18 protein-coding genes are annotated in these 19048 nt (G+C 67.6%); 6 read left to right on the forward strand and 12 right to left on the reverse strand.

The features are described 5' to 3' along the window. Positions 1-54: 54 nt before the first annotated feature. From N8888_RS05425 to N8888_RS05445, 5 genes are all read right to left on the reverse strand, one after another. Complete coding sequence (locus N8888_RS05425; RefSeq protein WP_263177834.1) at positions 55-1179, reverse strand: ABC transporter permease; 1125 nt, start codon at positions 1177-1179, stop codon at positions 55-57. Further along, positions 1176-2363, reverse strand: a complete 1188-nt coding sequence (locus tag N8888_RS05430) for an ABC transporter permease (protein WP_065174649.1) — start codon at positions 2361-2363, stop codon at positions 1176-1178. Before N8888_RS05430 ends, N8888_RS05425 begins: the two co-directional genes overlap by 4 nt. Beyond that, positions 2348-3358, reverse strand: coding sequence for an HlyD family secretion protein (locus tag N8888_RS05435; protein WP_065174650.1), 1011 nt, complete (start codon positions 3356-3358; stop codon positions 2348-2350). Before N8888_RS05435 ends, N8888_RS05430 begins: the two co-directional genes overlap by 16 nt. Beyond that, positions 3351-4757, reverse strand: coding sequence for a TolC family protein (locus N8888_RS05440; RefSeq protein WP_430542967.1), 1407 nt, complete (start codon positions 4755-4757; stop codon positions 3351-3353). The genes N8888_RS05435 and N8888_RS05440 overlap by 8 nt, the downstream gene beginning before the upstream one ends. A 78-nt stretch (positions 4758-4835) precedes the next feature. Next, the gene (locus tag N8888_RS05445; protein WP_065181141.1) at positions 4836-5729 is read right to left on the reverse strand and encodes a LysR family transcriptional regulator ArgP; all 894 of its coding nucleotides are present in this window, start codon (positions 5727-5729) and stop codon (positions 4836-4838) included. 105 nt (positions 5730-5834) lie between these two features. On the opposite strand from N8888_RS05445, the gene N8888_RS05450 reads away from it, so the two are divergent. Beyond that, on the forward strand, positions 5835-6449 hold the full coding sequence (locus tag N8888_RS05450) for a LysE/ArgO family amino acid transporter (protein ID WP_164150760.1): 615 nt from the start codon (positions 5835-5837) through the stop codon (positions 6447-6449). Here the strand turns inward: N8888_RS05450 and map are convergent. The 5 genes from map to N8888_RS05475 form a co-directional block, all read right to left on the reverse strand. Further along, positions 6446-7228, reverse strand: coding sequence for a type I methionyl aminopeptidase (gene map, locus N8888_RS05455; protein ID WP_263178352.1), 783 nt, complete (start codon positions 7226-7228; stop codon positions 6446-6448). The genes N8888_RS05450 and map overlap by 4 nt on opposite strands. Before the next feature lie 7 nt (positions 7229-7235). Next, a complete protein-coding gene (locus N8888_RS05460) occupies positions 7236-7448 on the reverse strand; it encodes a ParD-like family protein (protein ID WP_263177835.1) in 213 nt (70 codons plus the stop codon). Between the two features lie 70 nt (positions 7449-7518). After that, positions 7519-7878 (reverse strand): bleomycin resistance protein, encoded by a 360-nt coding sequence (locus tag N8888_RS05465; protein WP_263178354.1) that lies wholly within the window; start codon positions 7876-7878, stop codon positions 7519-7521. Positions 7879-7940: 62 nt separating this feature from the next. Then, the gene (locus N8888_RS05470) at positions 7941-9080 is read right to left on the reverse strand and encodes a metallophosphoesterase (protein WP_430542968.1); all 1140 of its coding nucleotides are present in this window, start codon (positions 9078-9080) and stop codon (positions 7941-7943) included. Between the two features lie 168 nt (positions 9081-9248). Further along, positions 9249-9686: a winged helix-turn-helix transcriptional regulator gene (locus N8888_RS05475; RefSeq protein ID WP_111185849.1), complete on the reverse strand. Its 438-nt coding sequence runs from the start codon at positions 9684-9686 to the stop codon at positions 9249-9251. Positions 9687-9767: 81 nt separating this feature from the next. Between N8888_RS05475 and N8888_RS05480 the strand changes: the two genes are divergently transcribed. From N8888_RS05480 to N8888_RS05490, 3 genes are all read left to right on the forward strand, one after another. Beyond that, positions 9768-10976, forward strand: a complete 1209-nt coding sequence (locus tag N8888_RS05480) for an MFS transporter (RefSeq protein WP_263177837.1) — start codon at positions 9768-9770, stop codon at positions 10974-10976. A 218-nt stretch (positions 10977-11194) separates the two neighbouring features. Next, positions 11195-13444, forward strand: coding sequence for a TonB-dependent siderophore receptor (locus N8888_RS05485; RefSeq protein WP_263177838.1), 2250 nt, complete (start codon positions 11195-11197; stop codon positions 13442-13444). Between the two features lie 157 nt (positions 13445-13601). Next, positions 13602-14582 (forward strand): cation diffusion facilitator family transporter, encoded by a 981-nt coding sequence (locus tag N8888_RS05490; RefSeq protein ID WP_053517376.1) that lies wholly within the window; start codon positions 13602-13604, stop codon positions 14580-14582. Between the two features lie 7 nt (positions 14583-14589). On the opposite strand, the gene nfi is transcribed toward N8888_RS05490, so the two are convergent. Further along, positions 14590-15264 carry a deoxyribonuclease V gene (nfi, locus tag N8888_RS05495; RefSeq protein WP_065174657.1) on the reverse strand — a complete coding sequence of 225 codons (675 nt, stop codon included), beginning with the start codon at positions 15262-15264 and terminating at the stop codon, positions 14590-14592. Between the two features lie 93 nt (positions 15265-15357). Here nfi and gpmA point away from each other — a divergent pair, with 93 nt between their 5' ends. Further along, a complete protein-coding gene (gene gpmA / locus N8888_RS05500; protein ID WP_053517379.1) occupies positions 15358-16107 on the forward strand; it encodes a 2,3-diphosphoglycerate-dependent phosphoglycerate mutase in 750 nt (249 codons plus the stop codon). 147 nt (positions 16108-16254) lie between these two features. After that, complete coding sequence (locus tag N8888_RS05505; RefSeq protein ID WP_262101107.1) at positions 16255-18348, forward strand: M13 family metallopeptidase; 2094 nt, start codon at positions 16255-16257, stop codon at positions 18346-18348. Positions 18349-18426: 78 nt separating this feature from the next. Here N8888_RS05505 and N8888_RS05510 read toward each other — a convergent pair whose 3' ends face one another. Beyond that, complete coding sequence (locus N8888_RS05510) at positions 18427-19038, reverse strand: HD-GYP domain-containing protein (protein ID WP_263177839.1); 612 nt, start codon at positions 19036-19038, stop codon at positions 18427-18429. Between the last annotated feature and the right edge of the window lie 10 nt (positions 19039-19048).

Genomic DNA, 19048 nt, shown 5'->3' on the forward strand with positions numbered 1-19048 from the left:
CCTTCCACGTAGTGATGCAACGAACGCCGGCTCCGTGCCGGCGTTTGTCTGTGCTCAGGGGCGCACCCCGCCCGACGGCCTGCCATGCAGCCGCCAGATGGCAAGACCGCCGTAGATCACCAGCAGCGCCGCGAGCGTGGCAAGTTCACGGCTGACTTCGTCCAGGCGTGCGTCCATCTGGTTCAACCGCACCATCAGATTGATGCCGGAGGTGGTCGGCAGCAGCTGCGCCAGCCACACCAGCGGGCGGGGCGTCATCACCGCCGGCCAGGAGAGGTTGGCGAGGAAGAACAGAGGAATGGAGGTGGCGATGATGTACTGGAAGGCGCGTTCGCGGGTGCGGAAGAAGCTGCCGATGAACAGCCCGAAGGCCACGGTGGCGGCAATGAACAGCGTGCCGCCCAGCAGCTGGCCCAGCGGATTTCCGCCGCGCGGGTAGTCCTGTACCCAGGCGGTGAAGCCGGCGTAGTAGAACAGGCCGAACAGCCCGATCAGGCCGAAGCCCATCGCCATGCCTGCCAGGGTCGGCAGATCGAAGTGCAGCCGGCGGCCGAGCACCAGACGCCGCCCTCCCAGCAGTACGCCGATGCCCATCAGCAGTGTCTGGTGCACGATCAGTTCGGCCACGCCGGGTACGATGGCGCTGCCATAGCCTTCCTGCGTGTTGTACAGGGGCCGCTGCACGAGAGTGACCGGCGCTGCCTGCGGCGCGCCCATGAACGCGGCCTGGGTCACGGCGGCGTCGCGGCCGAATGAGCCCAGCGCATCGGCGATGCTGCCCAGCACCCAGCTGGCGCGTCCCAGGTAGGCACCATTGCCCAGCAGGACCAGCTTGGCTGGCTGGCCACGCAGGATGTCGCGCTCCAGGTTTGCGGGGATGAGCACGATGCCCTCGGCATGCCCCGCTTCCAGCTGCCGGCGCGCGCTGTCCAGATCCGCCGGCTGGCCAACCACGCGCGCCACGCGCAGGCCATCGAGGATGCGCAGCAGTTCGCGGCTGGTGGCACTGTGATCCTGATCGACCACCAGCACCGGCAGATTGCCGGCCACCTGGTGGCGGTACGCGGCGGGATAGAAGAACGAGTACAGGATGACCGCACCGACCATCACCACGATGGCATAGCGGTCGCCGAGCACCGCCAGCAGGGTCTGCCGCAGGCTGCGCCAGACCGTGCTCATGCGTCGGCTCCGGCCGGTCGCGCGGCCTCCGGGGTGCGGCCGAAAGCGATCAACCGCAGGCTGCCGATGCCGCCGGCCACCACCGACATCAACACCAGCGTGGCCAAGGGCCACAGCGAGACGGACAGCGGTGCGCCGACGAACTGCTGCTCGGTCTGCACCTTGATGTACGCACTGAGTGGCAGCAGCTGGTGCCAGATGCGGGTGAACAGCGGGCCATCCAGTACCGGGAAGGTGGCACTGGAGAAGGCCAGCGCGGTGCCGATGGTCAGGCCGACCACCGACAGCGCGGTACCCATGTCACGGGCAAGGCCGACGAAGAACAGCGCATATGCGGCCGTGGCCAGGTAGAACGCCGGCTGCGCGGCCAGCAGCAGGAGCAGGCTGCCGGCGATACCGTCACCGCGCAGCCATGCGAGGTAGCCGACGCCCAGCGTGCCGTACAACGCGAACAACAGTACGTAGGGCGCGAGCTTGCCGGCGATCGAGGCCCACGGGGTGTCACCGAGCCAGGCCGGCAGGGTGCCATCGCGGATTTCCCGGCCCACGCTTCCGGCCACGGCCAGTGCCAGCACCAGCGACAGGACGGCCGGGAAGATCAGCGGCAGCAGGAACAGCTCATAACTGCGTGCAGGGTTGTAGAGGATGTCGGACTGCACGGCGATCGGGGCGGCGCGCAGCTTTGCGGGCCCCACCTGCAGGCCGATGCGCTCGCGCAGCATGCGTGCATTCCAGGCCGACACCGCATCGGCGATATCGCGCGCGGCCGATTGTCCGGTGGTCATGTAGGTGGCGTTGTAATAGGCGAACACCGTGCCCTGGCGGCCGCGCAGGGCCTGACGGGTCACGTCGCGCGGCACCAGCACCACTGCGAACACCTCCAGGCTGCGCAGCTGCGAGCGCGCGGTGTCCATGTCGGCGGGCTGGCGGGCGACGCGGACCCCCGGGCTGGCATCGAGCATGCGCAGCAATTGCCGGCTGTCGCTGCTGTGATCGAGGTCGACCACGGCGATGGGTACATCGCGCATGACCGATGGCGTGAACATCCAGGCCATCAGTACCAGCATCAGCAGCGGCAGCACCGTGACCAGCGCCAGGTCGGCACGGTTGCCACCAAGACCCCGCAGCTCGCGCTGCCAGGCAGCAGCAAAGCCGTTGCCACCAGGGCTCAGTGCTGGGGCCATGCGAACAGCACGCTCATGCCGGGGCGGAAGCCCTCGATGCGGCGTACCGGGCGCACCCGCACCTCGAAGCTGCGGACATCGTAGCCGGACGACTGCCGGGTGGTACGCCAGGTGGCATAGTCGCCGGCCGGGTTGATGAAGTAGACCTTGAACTCGCTGTCCTGACCGAGGGCCGGCACGCTGCCACGCAGCGTGCTGCCGACCTTCAGGCCCTGCATCTGGGATTCGCGCAGGTTCATCGATACCCACATGCGGTCGATGTCGACCAGGGTGAATACCGGGTAGCCGGCGGGTACCAGTTCGCCGGGATCGGCCATGCGCTTGTTGATCTCGCCGGCCACCGGTGCACGGCCCTCCACTTCGACGCGGGCCGCATCCACTTCGGCCACGGCGCCCTGCGCCTGCTGTACCTGGCCCTGCGCGGCACGCTTGTCCTGTTCCCGCGCACCGGCCAGTGCCATGTCGTACTGCGCACGGGCGGCACGGGCCAGCTCGCGCGAACTGGTGGACTGGGCGAGTGCTTCGTCGCGCTTCTGCCGGGTCATCACCCCTTCGTTGAACAGGTTCTGCACGCGGCGGTAGGTGGCTTCGGCCAGCGTTGCTCCGGCTTCGGCACGCTTCCAATTGGCTTCGGCAGCACGGATGTCCTCACTGCGCGCACCTTCGGCAGCCTTGTCGGCCACCGCCTGCGCAGCGGCCAGAGCGCCGCGTGCCTGCTGTTCCTTCGCCGTCACTTCGGGGCTGTCGAGCAGGAACACGACCTGACCGGCCTGCACGCGGTCGCCTTCGCGAACCTTCAGCTCGGCGACACGGGCGGTGATCTTCGCGGCGACGTTGATCGTGTCCGCGTCGGCCATGCCCTGGATCTGGTCGGCCGGGCTGCGCCAGGCGAGCCACAGGCCCAGCGCCACCACTACCAGCAGCACCACGAGCAGGATCCGGCCAAGCCGGCGCTTGCCTGGTGGTGTCGCTTCATCCTGCAATACGTCACTCATGGTCGATCACCTCATCTGCGCGACGCCGGAATTCCTCGAAGCGGTCCATCTGCCCACTGATCTCCAGCAGCTGTGCCAGCGCGACATCGTACTGGTAGGCGGCCTGTGCACGCTCCACGCGAGCGCCTCCCAGACCCAGCCGCGCATCGATGACGTCCAGCGACGTGGACTGCCCCTCGCGGAATGCCAGCTCCTGCAGGCGCAGGTTCTCCTGTGCCTGGGCGATGCTGCTGTCGAGCAGCACGAACTGCTGGCGTGCCGTTTCCAGCTCGTTCCACGCCTTGCGCACGCCGAGCGCGACCTGGTTCTCGGCTTCGCGCAGTCCGGCTTCCGCCTGCTCCTGCTGCGCACGTGCCGCGCTGATCTGCGCCGGTCGCGAGTTCGGCGACAGGAAGGTGTACTTCAGGCCGATGCCGAACGCCCAGTCCGGATCGGTCAGCATCTCGTCGCGGCGACGGAAGTCGTACTGGCCAAAGGCGAATATCTGCGGCTTGAGCTTGGCCTGTTGTACGCGCACGCCCTGTTCGGCCTGCGCCACCATGGCCCGCAGCCGTGCGATCTGGGGTTGCCGTGCCTGCGCGATGCGCTCGAAGCTGGCGGCCGGCTCCAGCGGCACGCGCTGCACGAACAGGGGGGATACCGGCTGCACCTCGCCGCCACTGCGCAGCAGGGTGGCCAGCGCGGCCTTCAACGTGGCCAGGTCGTTGACGGTCTTCTGGTACTCGCGCTCTGCCTTGTCGCGCGCCACGGTGGCCTGCAGTCGCTGCGCGCGGGTGGCGAAGCCTTCGCGCTCCAGCTTCAGCGCATCGGCCAGGTGGCGTTCCAGGCCATCACGGACGTCACGGCGCACGTCCACCGCCTGCTCGGCCAGGCGCTGGCCGAAGTAGGCCTGGGCCAGCTGCACGGTCAACGACTGCCGCTGTGCTTCGCGTTCCGCGCTGGCCTGCTCGTGGGCTGCGCTGGCGGCACGCTGTGCGGCAGGAATGACGCCACCGGTGTACAGCGGCAGCACAGCGGTGACGATCGGGCGGGTGCGCCAGTCGCGTTCGGTGAACGACAGGGGGGAATCGATGCCAAAGGCCTCGGCCACCGGTGCCAGCGAGCCCAGTGGCAGGGTCAGGGTCTTCTGGAACTGCAGGCGGCGGACCTCGCCGGTGATCTCCGGCAGGCGCAGAAGGCGCGTGGCCTCCTGCAGATCCTGCTTGTTGCGGACGGCGGCGTCGGCCGCGGCCAGCGCGTCGGAAACCTGTTCCAACCGCTGCCGCGCCTGTTCCCAGTCCAATGCCGGTGTATCGGTGATGGCCTGCGCTGACGTGGCAAAGGGCAAGCAGGCCGCAAAGGCCATGCCGGCGACGCCCATCGCGCTGCGCATCCTTGTCCGTGGGCGGCTCACACGCATGCCGTTCCTGTAGTTAAGAAGTGAGCAAACGTTAGTGGTCTGCGCGTGAAGCCCGGGTCTGCGGTCATCGTATGGACCTCAGCGCAGGGCGCCGCTGGCCGCCGTGCGCAATGCCTGGGTGATGTGCTGCAGCGTGCTTGAGCGCACGGCCGCGTGCTGCCAGTACAAGGGCACGTCGAGCCAGCGGCGGGGTTCCAGTACCACCACGCGGCCGGCATGCACGGCAGGCCCCACCAGGGTTTCCGGGGCCATGCCCCAGCCCAGTCCGCACGCGGCGGCTTCGACGAAGCCGGTCGAGGAGGGCAGATAATGCAGCGGTGGCTGCAGCCGCGCGCGGGTCAGCCGCCGCACGAAGCGCCACTGCAGTTCATCTTTGCGGTTGAACACCAGCATCGGCGCACGTGCCAGCGCCGCAGCCTGCATGCCCTCGCTGAAGTGCCGGCGGGCGAAGCCGGGCGAGGCGATGGCGTGGTAACGCATGGCGCCGAGCGGATGCACGTTGCAGCCCTTCACCGGCTGGCTTTCGGCGGTGACCGCGCCGAGCACGCTGCCATCTCGCAGCAACTGCAGGGTGTGGTCCTGATCATCCATGCGCAGGTCGAACAGATAGCCATGGCGCTGGTGCAGCTCGGCGATGGCCGGCACGAACCAGGTATCGAGCGAGTCGTCGTTGACCGCCAACGGGATCGGTGTGCGCGGGGCATCGCTGCCGCGTTCGGGCAGCAGTTCGGCCAGCGCCTCGGCCTCCAGCGTCTGCATCGGTCGCACCCTGCGCAGCAGCGCTTCACCTGTGGCGGTGGGTCGGCACGGTGCCTGACGTACCACCAGTACCTGGCCGAGCCGGTCCTCCAGTGCCTTGATCCGTTGCGACAGTGCCGACGGGCTGATCGACAGGCGTCGGGCCGCAGCGTCGAAGCTGCCTTCCTCCAGCACCGCAGCAAACGCAGCCAGTTGTGGATGTAGCAGATCCATGCCGGTGCCTCTTCAGTTTTTCTGCACAGGATAAAGAAGAATCAGATTGTCTAAACAGGGGCGGCGGCCGCACTCTGCGCGTCCCCTCGCTGCCATGCCTGCCCCATGTGGATCGCCGCTGCCGCCGCCGGCCTGTTCGCAGGTGCCGGCCTGATCATCGCCATCGGTGCACAGAACGCCTTCGTACTGCGGCAGGGCCTGCAGCAGCGTCATGTGGGAAAGGTGGTGCTGGCCTGCGCCGGCGCGGACATCGTGCTGATACTGGCCGGTGTCGGCGGCATGGGCGCGCTGGTGCTGCAGTGGCCGCTGCTGCTGCAGGTGCTGCGCTTTGGTGGTGCGGCGTTCCTGCTGTGGTATGGCCTGCAGGCGGGACTACGCGCGTGGCGTGGTGGCAGTGCGCTGGCCGCCGCCGAGGCGCAGGGCGGCAGCGGGCGCGAGGTACTGCTGACCTGCCTGGCCTTTACCCTGCTCAACCCGCACGTCTACCTGGATACCGTGGTGCTGCTGGGCAGCCTGTCCACGCGCTATCCGGGCGATCTGCGCTGGGCGTTCGCCACCGGTGCCTGCGTGGCCAGCGTGGCCTGGTTCTGCACGCTGGGCTATGGCGCGCGCCTGCTGCAGCCGGTGTTCCGCAGGTCGAGCGCGTGGAGGGTGCTGGATGCCGGCGTGGCGATCTTCATGTTCTGCCTCGCCACCCTGTTGCTGTTGCGTCCGCTCTAGGCCGCGTCCACCGCGCACAACGGCGTCTCGTCGGGGCGCAGCGTCAGCACCCGCACGCCCTTGCGGGTCACGGCCACGGTGTGCTCGAACTGTGCCGACAGCGTGCCGTCGCGGGTATAGACCGGCCATTCGCCCGCGCGCTGGCGGATCGCCGGCCTGCCCTGGTTGAGCATCGGTTCGATGGTGAACACGATGCCTTCTTCCAGCACCCTGCCGGTGTTGGGATGGCCGTAATGCAGGATCTGCGGTTCTTCGTGCATCTCCCGGCCGATGCCATGGCCGCAGTATTCCTTTACTACGCTGTAGCCGTGGCGGCGAGCGTAGCGGGCGATGGCGTGGCCGATGTCGCCCAGGCGCGCGCCGGGCCGTACCACGGCGATGCCTTTCCACATCGCTTCGTAGGCGGTCCGCACCAGCCGCCGTGCGGAAGGGGTGACCGCGCCGACCGGGTAGGTGGTGCTGGAATCGGCGATGTAGCCGTTCTTTTCCAGGGTGATGTCGAGATTCACGATCTGGCCCTCACGCAGCACGTCTGCGGTACTGGGCACCCCGTGGCAGACCACGTTGTCGATGGAGGTGTTGAGCACGTACGGAAAGCCATACTGGCCCTTGCTGGCAGGCCTCGCCTGCAGCTCGTCGACGATCATCCGTTCGACGAAGTCGTTGATCTCCATCGTGCTGCGACCCTGCAGCGGCCATCTGTCGAGCGCGGCGAACACCTGTGCCAGCAGGCGGCCGGATTCGGCCATCAGCGCGATCTCGTCGGGCCGCTTGATGATGCTCACGTCAGGCCAGTGCGGGTGTCAGCGGCTGTGGCTGCACGCCGGCGGCGCGCAGTTCGCTGGCCACGATGTCCTGGAAGCTCAGCGTCGGATTCATTTCGCACAGCATGCCCACGCGGATCCAGAAACTGGCCTGGGCGTTGATCGAGCGGCTGGAGACGGTGCAGGCACGGCGCAGCTGGTCGTGCAGGGTGTCATCGATGTTGACGATGCCCATGGGCGGATCCAGGTAAGAGGAATATACGTATCGTATATGTTTCGTATATCCCTCTCAAGCCTGCGAGGACTCAGTCCGTTGCGGTGGCGAAGCGCAGGCGGTTGTGGTCCGGATCGAGCAGCAGCATTTCGCGGCTGCCCCAGTTGGTGTCATGCGGCGGCTGTTCGATCGGTACCCCCGCGGCACTGAAGGCGCGGTGCAGCGCGTCGACATCCTCGACGATGAAGTAGACCGCGCCGCCCACTTCGCAGTCGCCGCTGTGCTCGGTGAGGAACAGCGTCTGGCCGTCGCGGGTGAGCTGGGCGAACAACGGAAACCCCGGCTCGAACCGATGCTCCCAGTCGACGACGAAGCCCAGGCCCTGCACGTAGAAGGGCAGGCTGGCATCGGCGTGGCGCATGCGCAGCTGCGGGATGACGGTCTGGCGCATCATGGTGGCTCGCAGGGGTGAGCCGGCAGTGTATCGCCGGCAGGGTGCCGCCACATTCGTGGTCAGTCCTGCAGGCCGGGTTGCCCCTGGACCAGCGGCACCCGTGAGCCGTCCAGCAGACCGCGGCTGAGCCGGCCATCCTCGATGAACAGCAGCTCGCCGTTCTCGCCGTTCTCGCCGTTCTTGATGCTGCTGTCGATGGCGATCACGCGATCACCATGGAACGTGCTGACATGCGGCATCGACGTGTGGCCGACCACGATGCGCTTGAGCCGCAGCGTGTCGAGCACGTCCTGCACGCCCCGTGCATCGAGACGCCCATCGAAGTAGCCGCGGTACCAGATGGGGCTGGTCTTGCCGTCGTACAGCGGTGCAGTTGCGGGGTCGGCCTTCACTTCGGCCTTGGGCAATCCCAGCGAGGCCTGGTAGGCGGCGTTCGTGCGTGCCGGGTGCAGTGCCAGTTCCACCGCTTCGGGCGAGATGCCGCCATGCAGGAACAGGGTGTCGCCGATCTTCAGCAGCACCGGCCGCGTCCGCAGCCATTGCCCGATCACCGAATCAGCGCCGTACAGCTGCGGATAGCTGCGCCCGAGCAGCTGCGCGCTGCGCAGGTACTTCGGATTGACATAGCGCAGGTCGTCGTACAGGACCATGGTCTCGTGGTTGCCGAGCACGAAGTGCACCGCACCGCCGGCGGCCGCCGCCTGCTGCTGCAGGCCATACAACAGCCAGAACGCTTCGGTGACCTGCGGGCCGCGATCGAACACGTCGCCAGCGACCACCAGGGTGTCCTGGCCGAGGGCCCAGCGGTCCTGCGCATCGATCACATGGTGGGCGCGCAGCAGTCGTACCAGCAGGTCGTACTGGCCGTGGATGTCGGACAGGGCGACGATGCGCGGTACCGCAGGCAGCTCCGACACCGAAGGCGCGACCGGTGGCAGCACGTGCACGCTGTGCGGGTAGCCGCACAGGGGCGCGACATCGGCAGCTCCAGTGGCGGTGCCCAGCGAGCGGGTCTGCACAGCGTCAGCGCAGATCCATTTGGCCTGCAGCTGATCGCCGTTGCGGAACACGTAGGGGCCATCGGCCTCGACGTGGGCGGCAGGCGCGGCGACTTCGCGGCCCTGCGCGCCTGGCACGCCCCACAGCAGGAGCAGGGGCAGAAGCACGGACGCGGATCGGGGCAGGGCACGGCGGAGCATGGGCGGAGTCCTAGGCAGCAACGGAAGGGCGGGCCGCAGGGCCCGCCCGTGATCCTACGCTGGCATTGCTACACGCTGCATGCGCGGGCGGCGCGCAGGCTTTGCCGTGGGAGGCGGATCATCGATCCGGCGCATCGCGCTCAGGTGGAACGGCACGCGAGGCTCGGGCTAGCGGATGTCCACCTTGCGGACCGCGGTCTGTTCCGCCAGCAGCGGCGTACCGGTGTGGTCATGCGGCTGCATGTAGGGAAGGGGCGCTCCGCTGGCACGCTCGACAAGCTGCGAGTGCGCCTCACCCGTTGCGAAACGATGGCGTTCGCCCCATTGGCGCAGCGCCACCAGCACCGGGAAAAGTTCGCGTCCGGCTGGCGTCAGCACGTACTGCTGGTAGGCGCTGCCATCGCTGGCAGGTTGCTGCAGCAGCAGCCCGGCCTCGACCAGACGCCGCAGGCGGTCGCTGAGGATGTTGCGCGCTGCGCCGAGGCTGCGCTGGAAGTCACTGAAGCGGGTAACGCCATCAAAGGCATCGCGGATGATCAGCAGGGCCCAGCGATCACCGAGCAGATCGGCGCTGCGGGCAACGGGGCAGGGGCTGTCGGCATGCATGGGCAAGGCTCGTGACGATGTGGTTGCATTTTAAAACCAATGTCGATAGGGTGCATCCAGTTTCAATATGCAACCACATTCATGCCCGTTTCCGTCCTTCCGCGCGCCCTGTTGGGCCTGCTGGCCATCGCGGCGGGTGCCAGTGTGGCCAATGTCTATTACGCACAGCCGCTGCTGGAGCGCTTGGCGCAGGCCTTCGCCATGGAGCGCGCGACGGCCGGCGCTGTGGTTGCCGCCACCCAGGCCGGCAGCGTGCTGGCCCTGCTCGGCCTGCTGCCGCTGGCCGACCGCGGCGATCGTCGCCGCCTGCTGCGCGTGCAGCTGCTGGCACTGGTGATGGTGCTGCTGGGACTGGCGGCAGCACGCAGTACCGCCTGGCTGCTGGGGGGCATGCTGCTGGCGGGCCTGCTCGGGACGGCGCTCACCCAGGGACTCATCGCCTATGCAGCCACGCTGGCACCGTCGGGGCAGCGGGGGCGCGTGGTTGGCATGGTGCAGGGCGGGGTGTTCATCGGCCTGCTGGCTGCGCGTGTGGTATCCGGCGCGGTGGCGGCCCTGGCCGGCTGGCGCGCGGTGTACCTGCTGTCAGCAGTGATGATGGCGGCGTTGGCGATGCTGCTGTGGCGACGCCTGCCTGCCGTGCCGGTTCCCTCGCAGCCGCCGGCCTGGCGCGCCCTGCTCGGCTCGATGATGACGATGCTGCGCAGTGATCGCACGCTGCGCGAGCGTGGCCCTCTGGCGCTGCTGCTGTTCGCCGGCCTCAACGTGTTCTGGGCGGCCGTACCGCTGCCCCTGTCGGCATCACCGATGAACTGGTCGACCGCGGCCATCGGCGCGCTCGGTCTGGCCGGCATGGTCGGTGCGCTGCTGGCTGCACGGGTGGGGCACTGGATGGATCGGGGTTTCTGCCTGCGGGTGAGCCTGGGGGCGCTGCTGCTGATGCTGCTTGCGTGGTGGCCCCTGCTGGGTCTGCCGCACGCCCTGGCATGGCTGCTGCTGGGCGTGGTGGTGCTCGATCTGGGAGGACAGGCACTGCATGTGTCCAACCAGGCGTTGCTGCTGCGCGCGCCTGCCGAACAGCACGGTCGCCTGGTGGCGCTGTACATGTTGTTCTACGCGGTCGGCAGCGGCGTCGGTGCTGCGGCCGGTACGTGGATGCAGGCGCACCACGGCTGGACCAGGGTCTGTGCACTCGGTGCAGGCATCGCGGTGACAGCGCTGGCATGGTGGGCGCTGTATGCCGCTGCACCGGCAGCGCGTCACCCCGGCGGCCACCGGCCTCCTGCGTAGTACCCATCAGCAGGGGTACGCCGAATGAGCGTACTTGGCCCCATGCACATTTGCGAAGCGCTTGCACTGCGTTGACGCATTTGAGAATCAATCGCATTGATGGGAGAATGCGCGCATGGATCGGCCTGCGGAAGATGTGCGGCGCCGCTCCCACTCCCCCCGTCGTCGCCTCAAGCCCTTTGCCAGAGGTCCCGTTGCCCTGCCAGAAGGTGTTGAAGATGTCTGCCGTCCTTGTTCCGCCGCCGCGCCCGTTGGCGCTTGCCGTTGCTGCCCTGCTTGCGGGCAGTGCCCTGGGTGCCCATGCGCAGACCGACGCGACCGATATCGATACGGTGCACGTCACCGCCTCGCAGATCGCGCGCCAAGCACTGGGTACATCGACCATCACCGCCGAGGACATCGCGCGCCGTCCTCCTGCCAACGACATCGCCGAGCTGCTGCGGACCATGCCCGGTGTCAATCTCACCGGCAACAGTGCGTCTGGCCAGTATGGCAACAACCGCCAGATCGACCTGCGCGGCATGGGGCCGGAGAACACGCTGATCCTGGTGGACGGCAAACGCGTCGGCGCCCGCGACGCCGTGCGCATGGGCCGCAGCGGTGAGCGCAATACCCGTGGCGACACCAACTGGGTGCCGGCGGAGATGATCGAGCGCATCGAAGTGCTGCGCGGTCCGGCAGCGGCGCGTTATGGATCCGGCGCCTCCGGCGGCGTGGTCAACATCATCACCAAGCGCCCGACGGGCGATCTGACCGGAGCGGTCGATCTGTATGGACTGGTACCCGAGCACAGCGCCGAAGGTGGCAGTGAGCGCGTGGGCCTGCAGCTGAGCGGCCCGATGACCGATGCGTTGTCCTTCCGCCTGTATGGCAACCTCAACAGGACCGACGCCGATTCGCTCGAACTCAATCGCGCGTTCGCCACCGCGCCGGGCACCGTACCTCCCGCAGGCCGCGAGGGCGTCAAGAACCGCGATGTCAACGCGCTGCTGCGCTGGGACATCAACGCCGGCCAGGTGGTGGAATTCGAAGCCGGTACCAGCCGCCAGGGCAACATCTATGCGGGCGACCGTGCCGTGAGCAACACCGGTACCTCCACGCCGGTCAATCTGGCGGCGCTGGCCGAGAGCGAGGCAGAGACCAACCGCATGTACCGCACCACCGGGGCGATCACCCATCGTGGCCGCTGGGGTGATGTGACCTCGCGCGTTACTGCTGCGGTGGAAGCGGTCAACAATTCGCGCATCAACGAAGGCCTGGCCGGTGGCCCCGAGGGCAGCTTCAACGGCACCGACTGGTCCACCTCCCGCCTGCGCAATTACCAGCTCGACGGCGAGGTCAGTTTCCCGACCACGATCGGCGCGGCGGAGAATGTCTGGACGCTGGGCTTCGAGCATCTCGACAGCCGCCTGACCGATCCGTATTCGATGAGCCAGTCCGGCAGCAGTGGCGGTGGCCTGCCGGGCCTGTCGGCCGATCGCGCGCGCGGCAAGTCCGATGCACAGACCACGGCGGTCTTCGTCGAAGACAACATCTACCTGGGCGAACGCTGGATCGTGACGCCGGGCCTGCGCTTCGACCATCACAGCCAGTTCGGCAACAATGCCAGCCCCAGCCTCAATGCGCAGTTCCGCATCAATGGCGACTGGGTGGTGAAGGGCGGCATCGCGCGCGCGTTCAAGGCTCCCAACCTCTACCAGTCCAATCCGGACTACCTGTACTACACCCGTGGCAACGGCTGTCCCAACGCACTGCCGAGCCTGGGCGCGGGCTGCTACCTGCAGGGCAACGCGGAGCTGGACGCCGAGACCAGCCTGAACAAGGAACTGGGCGTGGAATGGGCTCCGGACAGTGGCTGGCAGGCCTCGTTGACCTACTTCCACAACGACTACAAGGACAAGATCGAGGCCGGGTATACCCAGGTCGGCCTCACCGCCGATACCCGTGGCCGGATCTTCCGCTGGGAAAATGCACCGAAGGCCATCGTGCAGGGCCTGGAGGGCAACCTGGTGGTGCCGCTGCTGGGCGAGCAGGGCGACCGGCTGAAGTGGAGCAGCAACTTCACCTACATGGTGGAGAACGAGAACAAGAGCACCGGCCAGCCGCTGTCGGTGATACCGCGCTACACGGTCAACACGATGCTGGACTGGCAGGCCACCGAAAAGCTGTCGCTGCTGCTCACCGGCACCTTCTACGGCAGGCAGGAGCCGGCCACCACCAACATCAACAACGATCCTCGCTGCACCGGAAGCTGCGATCCGTCGGTGGTGCTGCAGGATCGGGGGGCATACAACATCTGGGGCGTGAGCGCGCGCTACAGAGTTACCGGGACGGTCAGCTTCGGTTTCGGCGTGAACAACCTGGCCGACAAGCGCCTGTTCCGCGAAGCCAACAGCAGCGACGCCGGTGCGGCGACCTACAACGAACCGGGCCGCGCATACTGGGCCAGCCTGCGTTTCGGCTTCTGAGCGCGCGCGGTGCCTGACAGGCATGGCCCGGTGCAATCGGCGAGCGCCGGGCCACGCCCGGCGCGACCGGCGCCGCACAGCTGCAATGTTATAAACATCGTAATAGTCTCCCCCGCAGCCACGCCGTAGCCTGACCGCATCGCACAGGAGCTGTTGCATGGGCCACGACCACGATCACCTGCCGTCCCAGATCCGCCACGAGAAGCCGTTGTGGTGGGCGTTGGGGCTGACTTCCACCTTCCTTGTCGTCGAAGTCGTCGGCGCGTTCTGGACCAACAGCCTGGCGCTGCTGTCCGATGCGGCCCACATGGCCACCGACGCGCTGGCACTGATGATCGCGCTGGTCGCGGTGCGCTTGAGCCGGCGCCCGCCGGACGCGCGCCGCACCTATGGCTATGCGCGGCTGGAAGCCCTTGGCGCGATGATCAACGGCGCGATGCTGTTCGTGGTGGCCGGCTACATCCTGTGGGAAGCGGTCGGCCGCTTCCGCGAACCGCAGGAGATTGCCTCCACCGGCATGCTGGTGATCGCCGCCGCCGGCCTGGTCATCAATCTGATCTCGATGCGCCTGCTGCAGGCCGGCAGCGGTGAAAGCCTCAACGTCAAGGGTGCCTACCTGGAAGTGTGGGCCGACATGCTCGGCTCGGTGGCGGTGATCGTCGGCGCGCTGCTGATCCGTTGGACCGGCTGGCAGCCGATCGACCCGATCCTGGCGGTGCTGATCGGCCTGTGGGTGCTGCCACGCACCTATGTGCTGATGCGCGAGGCGATCAACGTGCTGCTGGAAGGCGTGCCCAAGGGCATGGATGTGGCGAAGGTCCGCGACAGCCTGTCCGGTCATGCCGCGGTGCTGGACGTGCATGACCTGCATGTGTGGGCACTGGCCTCGAGCACGCCGGCGCTGACCGCGCATGTCGTGATGCGCGACGGTACCGACGCCGACGTGCTGCGCCGTGAGCTGGGAGGTCGCCTGCACGATGACTTCGGCATCGAGCATGTGACCCTGCAGATTGAAGCGGATCACTGCGGAGAGGCATGCGGAGATCCCGCGCCGCCCAGTGCGGCCGCACCGGATGCGCGGCACGATCACGACCACGGCGAGGACGCGCAGGGCCATCGCGGCCACGTGCACCACTGATCTGCCGCTACGCGTCCCGTCGCGACGCCAGCCGATCCGCCAGGCGGGTCGGCTCCGGCAGGCGATAGCCACGCAGCGTGCGCTGCACCCACTGCAGTGCGGTATCGGCGCTGATGCGGTGCCCGCCAGCGACGAACAGCGGCCTGCAGCGGACCTTGCTGCGCAGCACCCAGCCGAGCTGTTCATCGCCATCGAGCAGGGGCGTATGCGCGCCAGCCTCGTCTGCGGGCTCGACGAAGCGACCGACCAGTTTCGACTTGGCCACGCCGATGCTCGGCAGATCGGTGACGACGCCCAGGTGCGCCGCCACGCCCAGCCGTCGCGGATGGCTGATGCCGTGCCCATCGACGAAGACCAGGTCCGGCGAACGCGGCAGCAGGGCCAGTGCAGCGAGCAGGGCGGGCAGCTCGCGGAAGCTGAGCAGGCCAGGGATGTAAGGCATCACCGTGGGAATGCGGGCGATCTCCCGGGCCACCGGTTGCAGGGTGGCGGCATCCAGCAGCACGGCTGCGGCGCGGGTGGTGCGGCCGTCGTCCTCGAAGCCGACGTCCAGCCCGGCCAGCCAGCGTACGGTACCCGGCAGCCGGTCGCTGCGCTCCACCCGCGCCGCAAGTCGCAGCTGTTGCTCGCGTGCGGCGGCGACGCTGCCCTGCCAGCGCCCGGGATCGATCACGGTATTCATCGATCACAGCATCGCATGGGCCGCGCCACGGCACGGTGAGCGGCCCCGGGGCTACAATGGCGGCCTGCCTTTCCTCGCGTTGGAGATCCTGCAGTGACCCGTAAACTCGTACTGTTGCGCCATGGCCAGAGCCAGTGGAACCTGGACAACCGCTTCACCGGCTGGGTCGATGTCGACCTGACGGAGCAGGGGCGCCGGGAAGCGGCCGCCGCTGGCCGCCTGATGCGCGAGGAAGGCTTGCAGTTCGACGTCGCCCACACCTCGGTGTTGAAGCGCGCCATCCACACCCTGCAGGGCGCCCTGGCCGAGCTGGAGCAGGACTGGCTGCCGGTGAACAAATCCTGGCGTCTCAACGAGCGCCATTACGGCGGCCTGCAGGGCCTGGACAAGGCCGAGACCGCTGCAAAGCACGGCGAGGAGCAGGTCAAGGTGTGGCGTCGCTCCTATGACATCCCGCCGCCGCCGATGGATCTGGAAGACCCGGGCCATCCGATCCACGACCGTCGCTACGCCGGGCTGGACCGCAACGCGCTGCCGGGTACCGAATCGCTGGCCACCACCCTCGACCGCGTGCTGCCGTACTGGCACGACGCCATCGCGCCGCAGCTGAAGGACGGCAAGACGGTGCTGGTGACCGCCCACGGCAACTCGCTGCGCGCGCTGTACAAGTACCTCAACAATGTTTCGCGCGAGGAAATCCTCGAGCTGAACATTCCGACCGGCATTCCGCTGCTGTTCGAACTGAACGATGACCTGACCGTGCAGTCGTTCCGCTACCTGGGCGACCCGGAAGCGGCGCGCAAGGCCGCTGAGGCCGTGGCCAACCAGGGCAAGGCCAGGTAACCATCGGAAGGCCGGCGCACGCCGGCCTTCGCTTTTTGTGGCGCAGAGCAGGGCTCGGCGCCACATGACGAGCGCTCTGTGACCTTTGGCCGGTCCCTGCCGCGGGCGTCCCCGTCTACCCTGTGGAATTACCCGCAGGAGAGCCTCATGAACGTCCGCAACCTGGCCCCGCTGGGCCTGACCATCGCCATCGCCGCCTCCCTGGCCGCGTGTGGCAAGAACGAAACTGCACCGGCGACCAGTGCCGACGCTACGCCGGCCTTCGACCTGTCACAGATCAAGACGCCGCTGATCTCGCTCAACAGCGCCGATCTCGATCCGGCCATCGCGGCCTGCACCGACCTCAATGGCTTCGTCAACAGCAAGTGGCTGAAGGCCAATCCGGTACCGGGCGACCAGACCACCTGGGGCAGCTTCGAAATCCTGCGCGAGCGCTCGCTGGAAGTGCAGCATGCGCTGGTACAGCAGGCTGCCGCCAGCCAGGCCAAGGCCGGTTCGGTGGAAGCCAAGATCGGCGACATCTGGAAGACCGGCAACGACGAAGCGAAGATCGAGGCTGCGGGCCTGGCGCCGCTGCAGCCGCAGCTCGACAAGATCGCCGCGCTGAAGGACACCGCCACCCTCACCCAGTACCTGCGCGACAGCCAGGCCGAGGGCAAGGGCGTGCTGTTCTCGCTGTTCGCCAATGCCGATTACAAGGATTCGGCCAATGTCATCGCCTACGTCGGCCAGGGCGGCCTCGGCCTGCCGGAGAAGGGCTACTACTTCGATGATGCGCAGGCCAAGATCCGCGACGCCTACGTGGCCTACATCGCGCAGGTGCTGACCCTGTCCGGCGTGGACGCCGCGCAGGCCGCCGAGCAGGCCAAGGCCGTGATGGCCTTCGAAACCCGCCTGGCCAAGGCGTCCATGTCGCGCATCGAAATGCGTGACCCGGCCAAGCGCTACAACCCGCTCAGCGCCGCAGACGCCGACAGGCTGACCCCGAACTTCAGCTGGACCGCGCTGTTCGACACCCTGAAGGTGCCGGCCGCGCAGAAGTTCTCGCTGGCGCAGCCGGGCTTCTTCTCCGAGATGGACAAGATGCTGGCCGATGTGCCGGCCAGCACCTGGCAGGCCTACCTGCGCTTCCACACCATCGACGACGCCTCGCCGTACCTGAGCAGCCAGTTCGAGAAGGCCAACTTCGATTTCTATGGCACCACCCTGCGTGGCCAGAAGGAAATGCAGCCGCGCTGGAAGCGCGTGCTGGAGTCGGTCAACGGCGGCATGGGCGAGGCGCTGGGCCAGCTGTACGTCGACGCCGTATTCCCGGCCGAGTCGAAGGTGGCCATGCAGCACCTGGTGGAAAACCTGTCGCAGGCGTTGAAGGTGCGCCTGGAGCAGCTGCCGTGGATGGGCGAGGAAACCAAGAAGAAGGCACTGGAGAAGTGGGCCAGCTTCACCCCGAAGATCGGTTACCCGGACAAGTGGCGTGACTGGGCAGGCCTGCAGACCAACGGCGACAGCTACCTCGGCAACATGCAGGCGGCGCGCGCGTTCAACTACCGCTACATGCTGGACAAGATCGGCAAGCCGGTGGACAGGACCGAGTGGGGCATGACGCCGCAGACCGTCAACGCCTACTACAACGCCACCAAGAACGAGATCGTGTTCCCGGCAGCGATCCTGCAGGCGCCGTTCTTCGACGCCAAGGCCGATCCGGCACTGAACTACGGCGGCATCGGCGCGGTGATCGGCCACGAGATGATGCACGGCTACGACGATTCGGGCAGCCAGTTCGCCGCCAACGGCAACTTCGACAACTGGTGGACCGATGCCGACCGCAAGGCGTTCACCGAACGTACCGACCAGCTGGTCGCGCAGTTCGATGGCTACGAAGCGGTGCCCGGCGTGAATGTGAAGGGCAAGCTGACCCTGGGCGAGAACATCGGCGACCTGGGCGGCCTGACCGTTGCCTATGACGCGCTGCAGATGGCGCTGAAGGAAGATCCGAAGGCGAACGTCGAGGTCGATGGCTACAGCCAGGACCAGCGCTTCTTCATGAACTGGGCCACCGTGTGGCGTCGCAACTTCACCGATGGCGAACTGCGCGTGCGCCTGAACACCGATCCGCACGCGCCGGCCAACTTCCGCGCCAACGGTGCGCCCTCGAACATGCCGTCGTTCGCGGCTGCGTTCCAGTGCAAGGCCGGTGACGCGATGGTGCGTGCCGACGACAAGCGCGTGGTGATCTGGTAACCGATCACACGTGAAGCGTGATGCGAGAGGCCCGGCGCAAGCCGGGCCTTTTGTCTGTTCGCCCGGTGGCGCCGGATCTCAGGCCAGCGCAGGTTCCTGCGCCAGCAGGCGATGGAAGCGCTGCAGCACGTAGGGGTCGATCAGGCCGCCGGCCTGGTCATCGAGGATGCGCAGTGCCGTTCCGTGCGCCATCGCCGCCCGGTACGGACGATCACTGGTCATCGCATCGTAGGCGTCGGCGAGCGTGACAATGCGCGCGCCCAGCGGGATGTGCTCGCCGTGCAGGCCGTCGGGATAGCCGCTGCCGTCGAATGCCTCGTGATGGGCCCGGATCAGCCTGGCCACCGCGGCGGCATCGCTGCGGCCGGTGGTCAGGAAGATGTGCTCGCCACGCACGGGATGCTCACGCATGATCGCGCGCTCCTGTTCGGTGTGCCGGCGAGGGCTCAGCAGCACGTCGTCGGGAATGCCGATCTTGCCGATGTCATGGAATCGCGCGGCCAGCGCGACCCGCGTGCCGGCCTCCTGGTCCAGGTCGCAGTGCACGGCCAGGCGCTGGGCCAGCCGGCCGACCCGGTCACAGTGATGGCGGGTGTAGGCATCGCGCATCCGCAGCGACATGGCCAGGGCATCGATCAGGCAGGCCTGCGCGTGCAGCAGGTCGGGGGCGGGTACGGCGTCAGGCAGCATGGTCGTCCGC

Source organism: Stenotrophomonas maltophilia, from assembly GCF_025642255.1.
GTDB classification, from domain to species: domain Bacteria; phylum Pseudomonadota; class Gammaproteobacteria; order Xanthomonadales; family Xanthomonadaceae; genus Stenotrophomonas; species Stenotrophomonas maltophilia_P.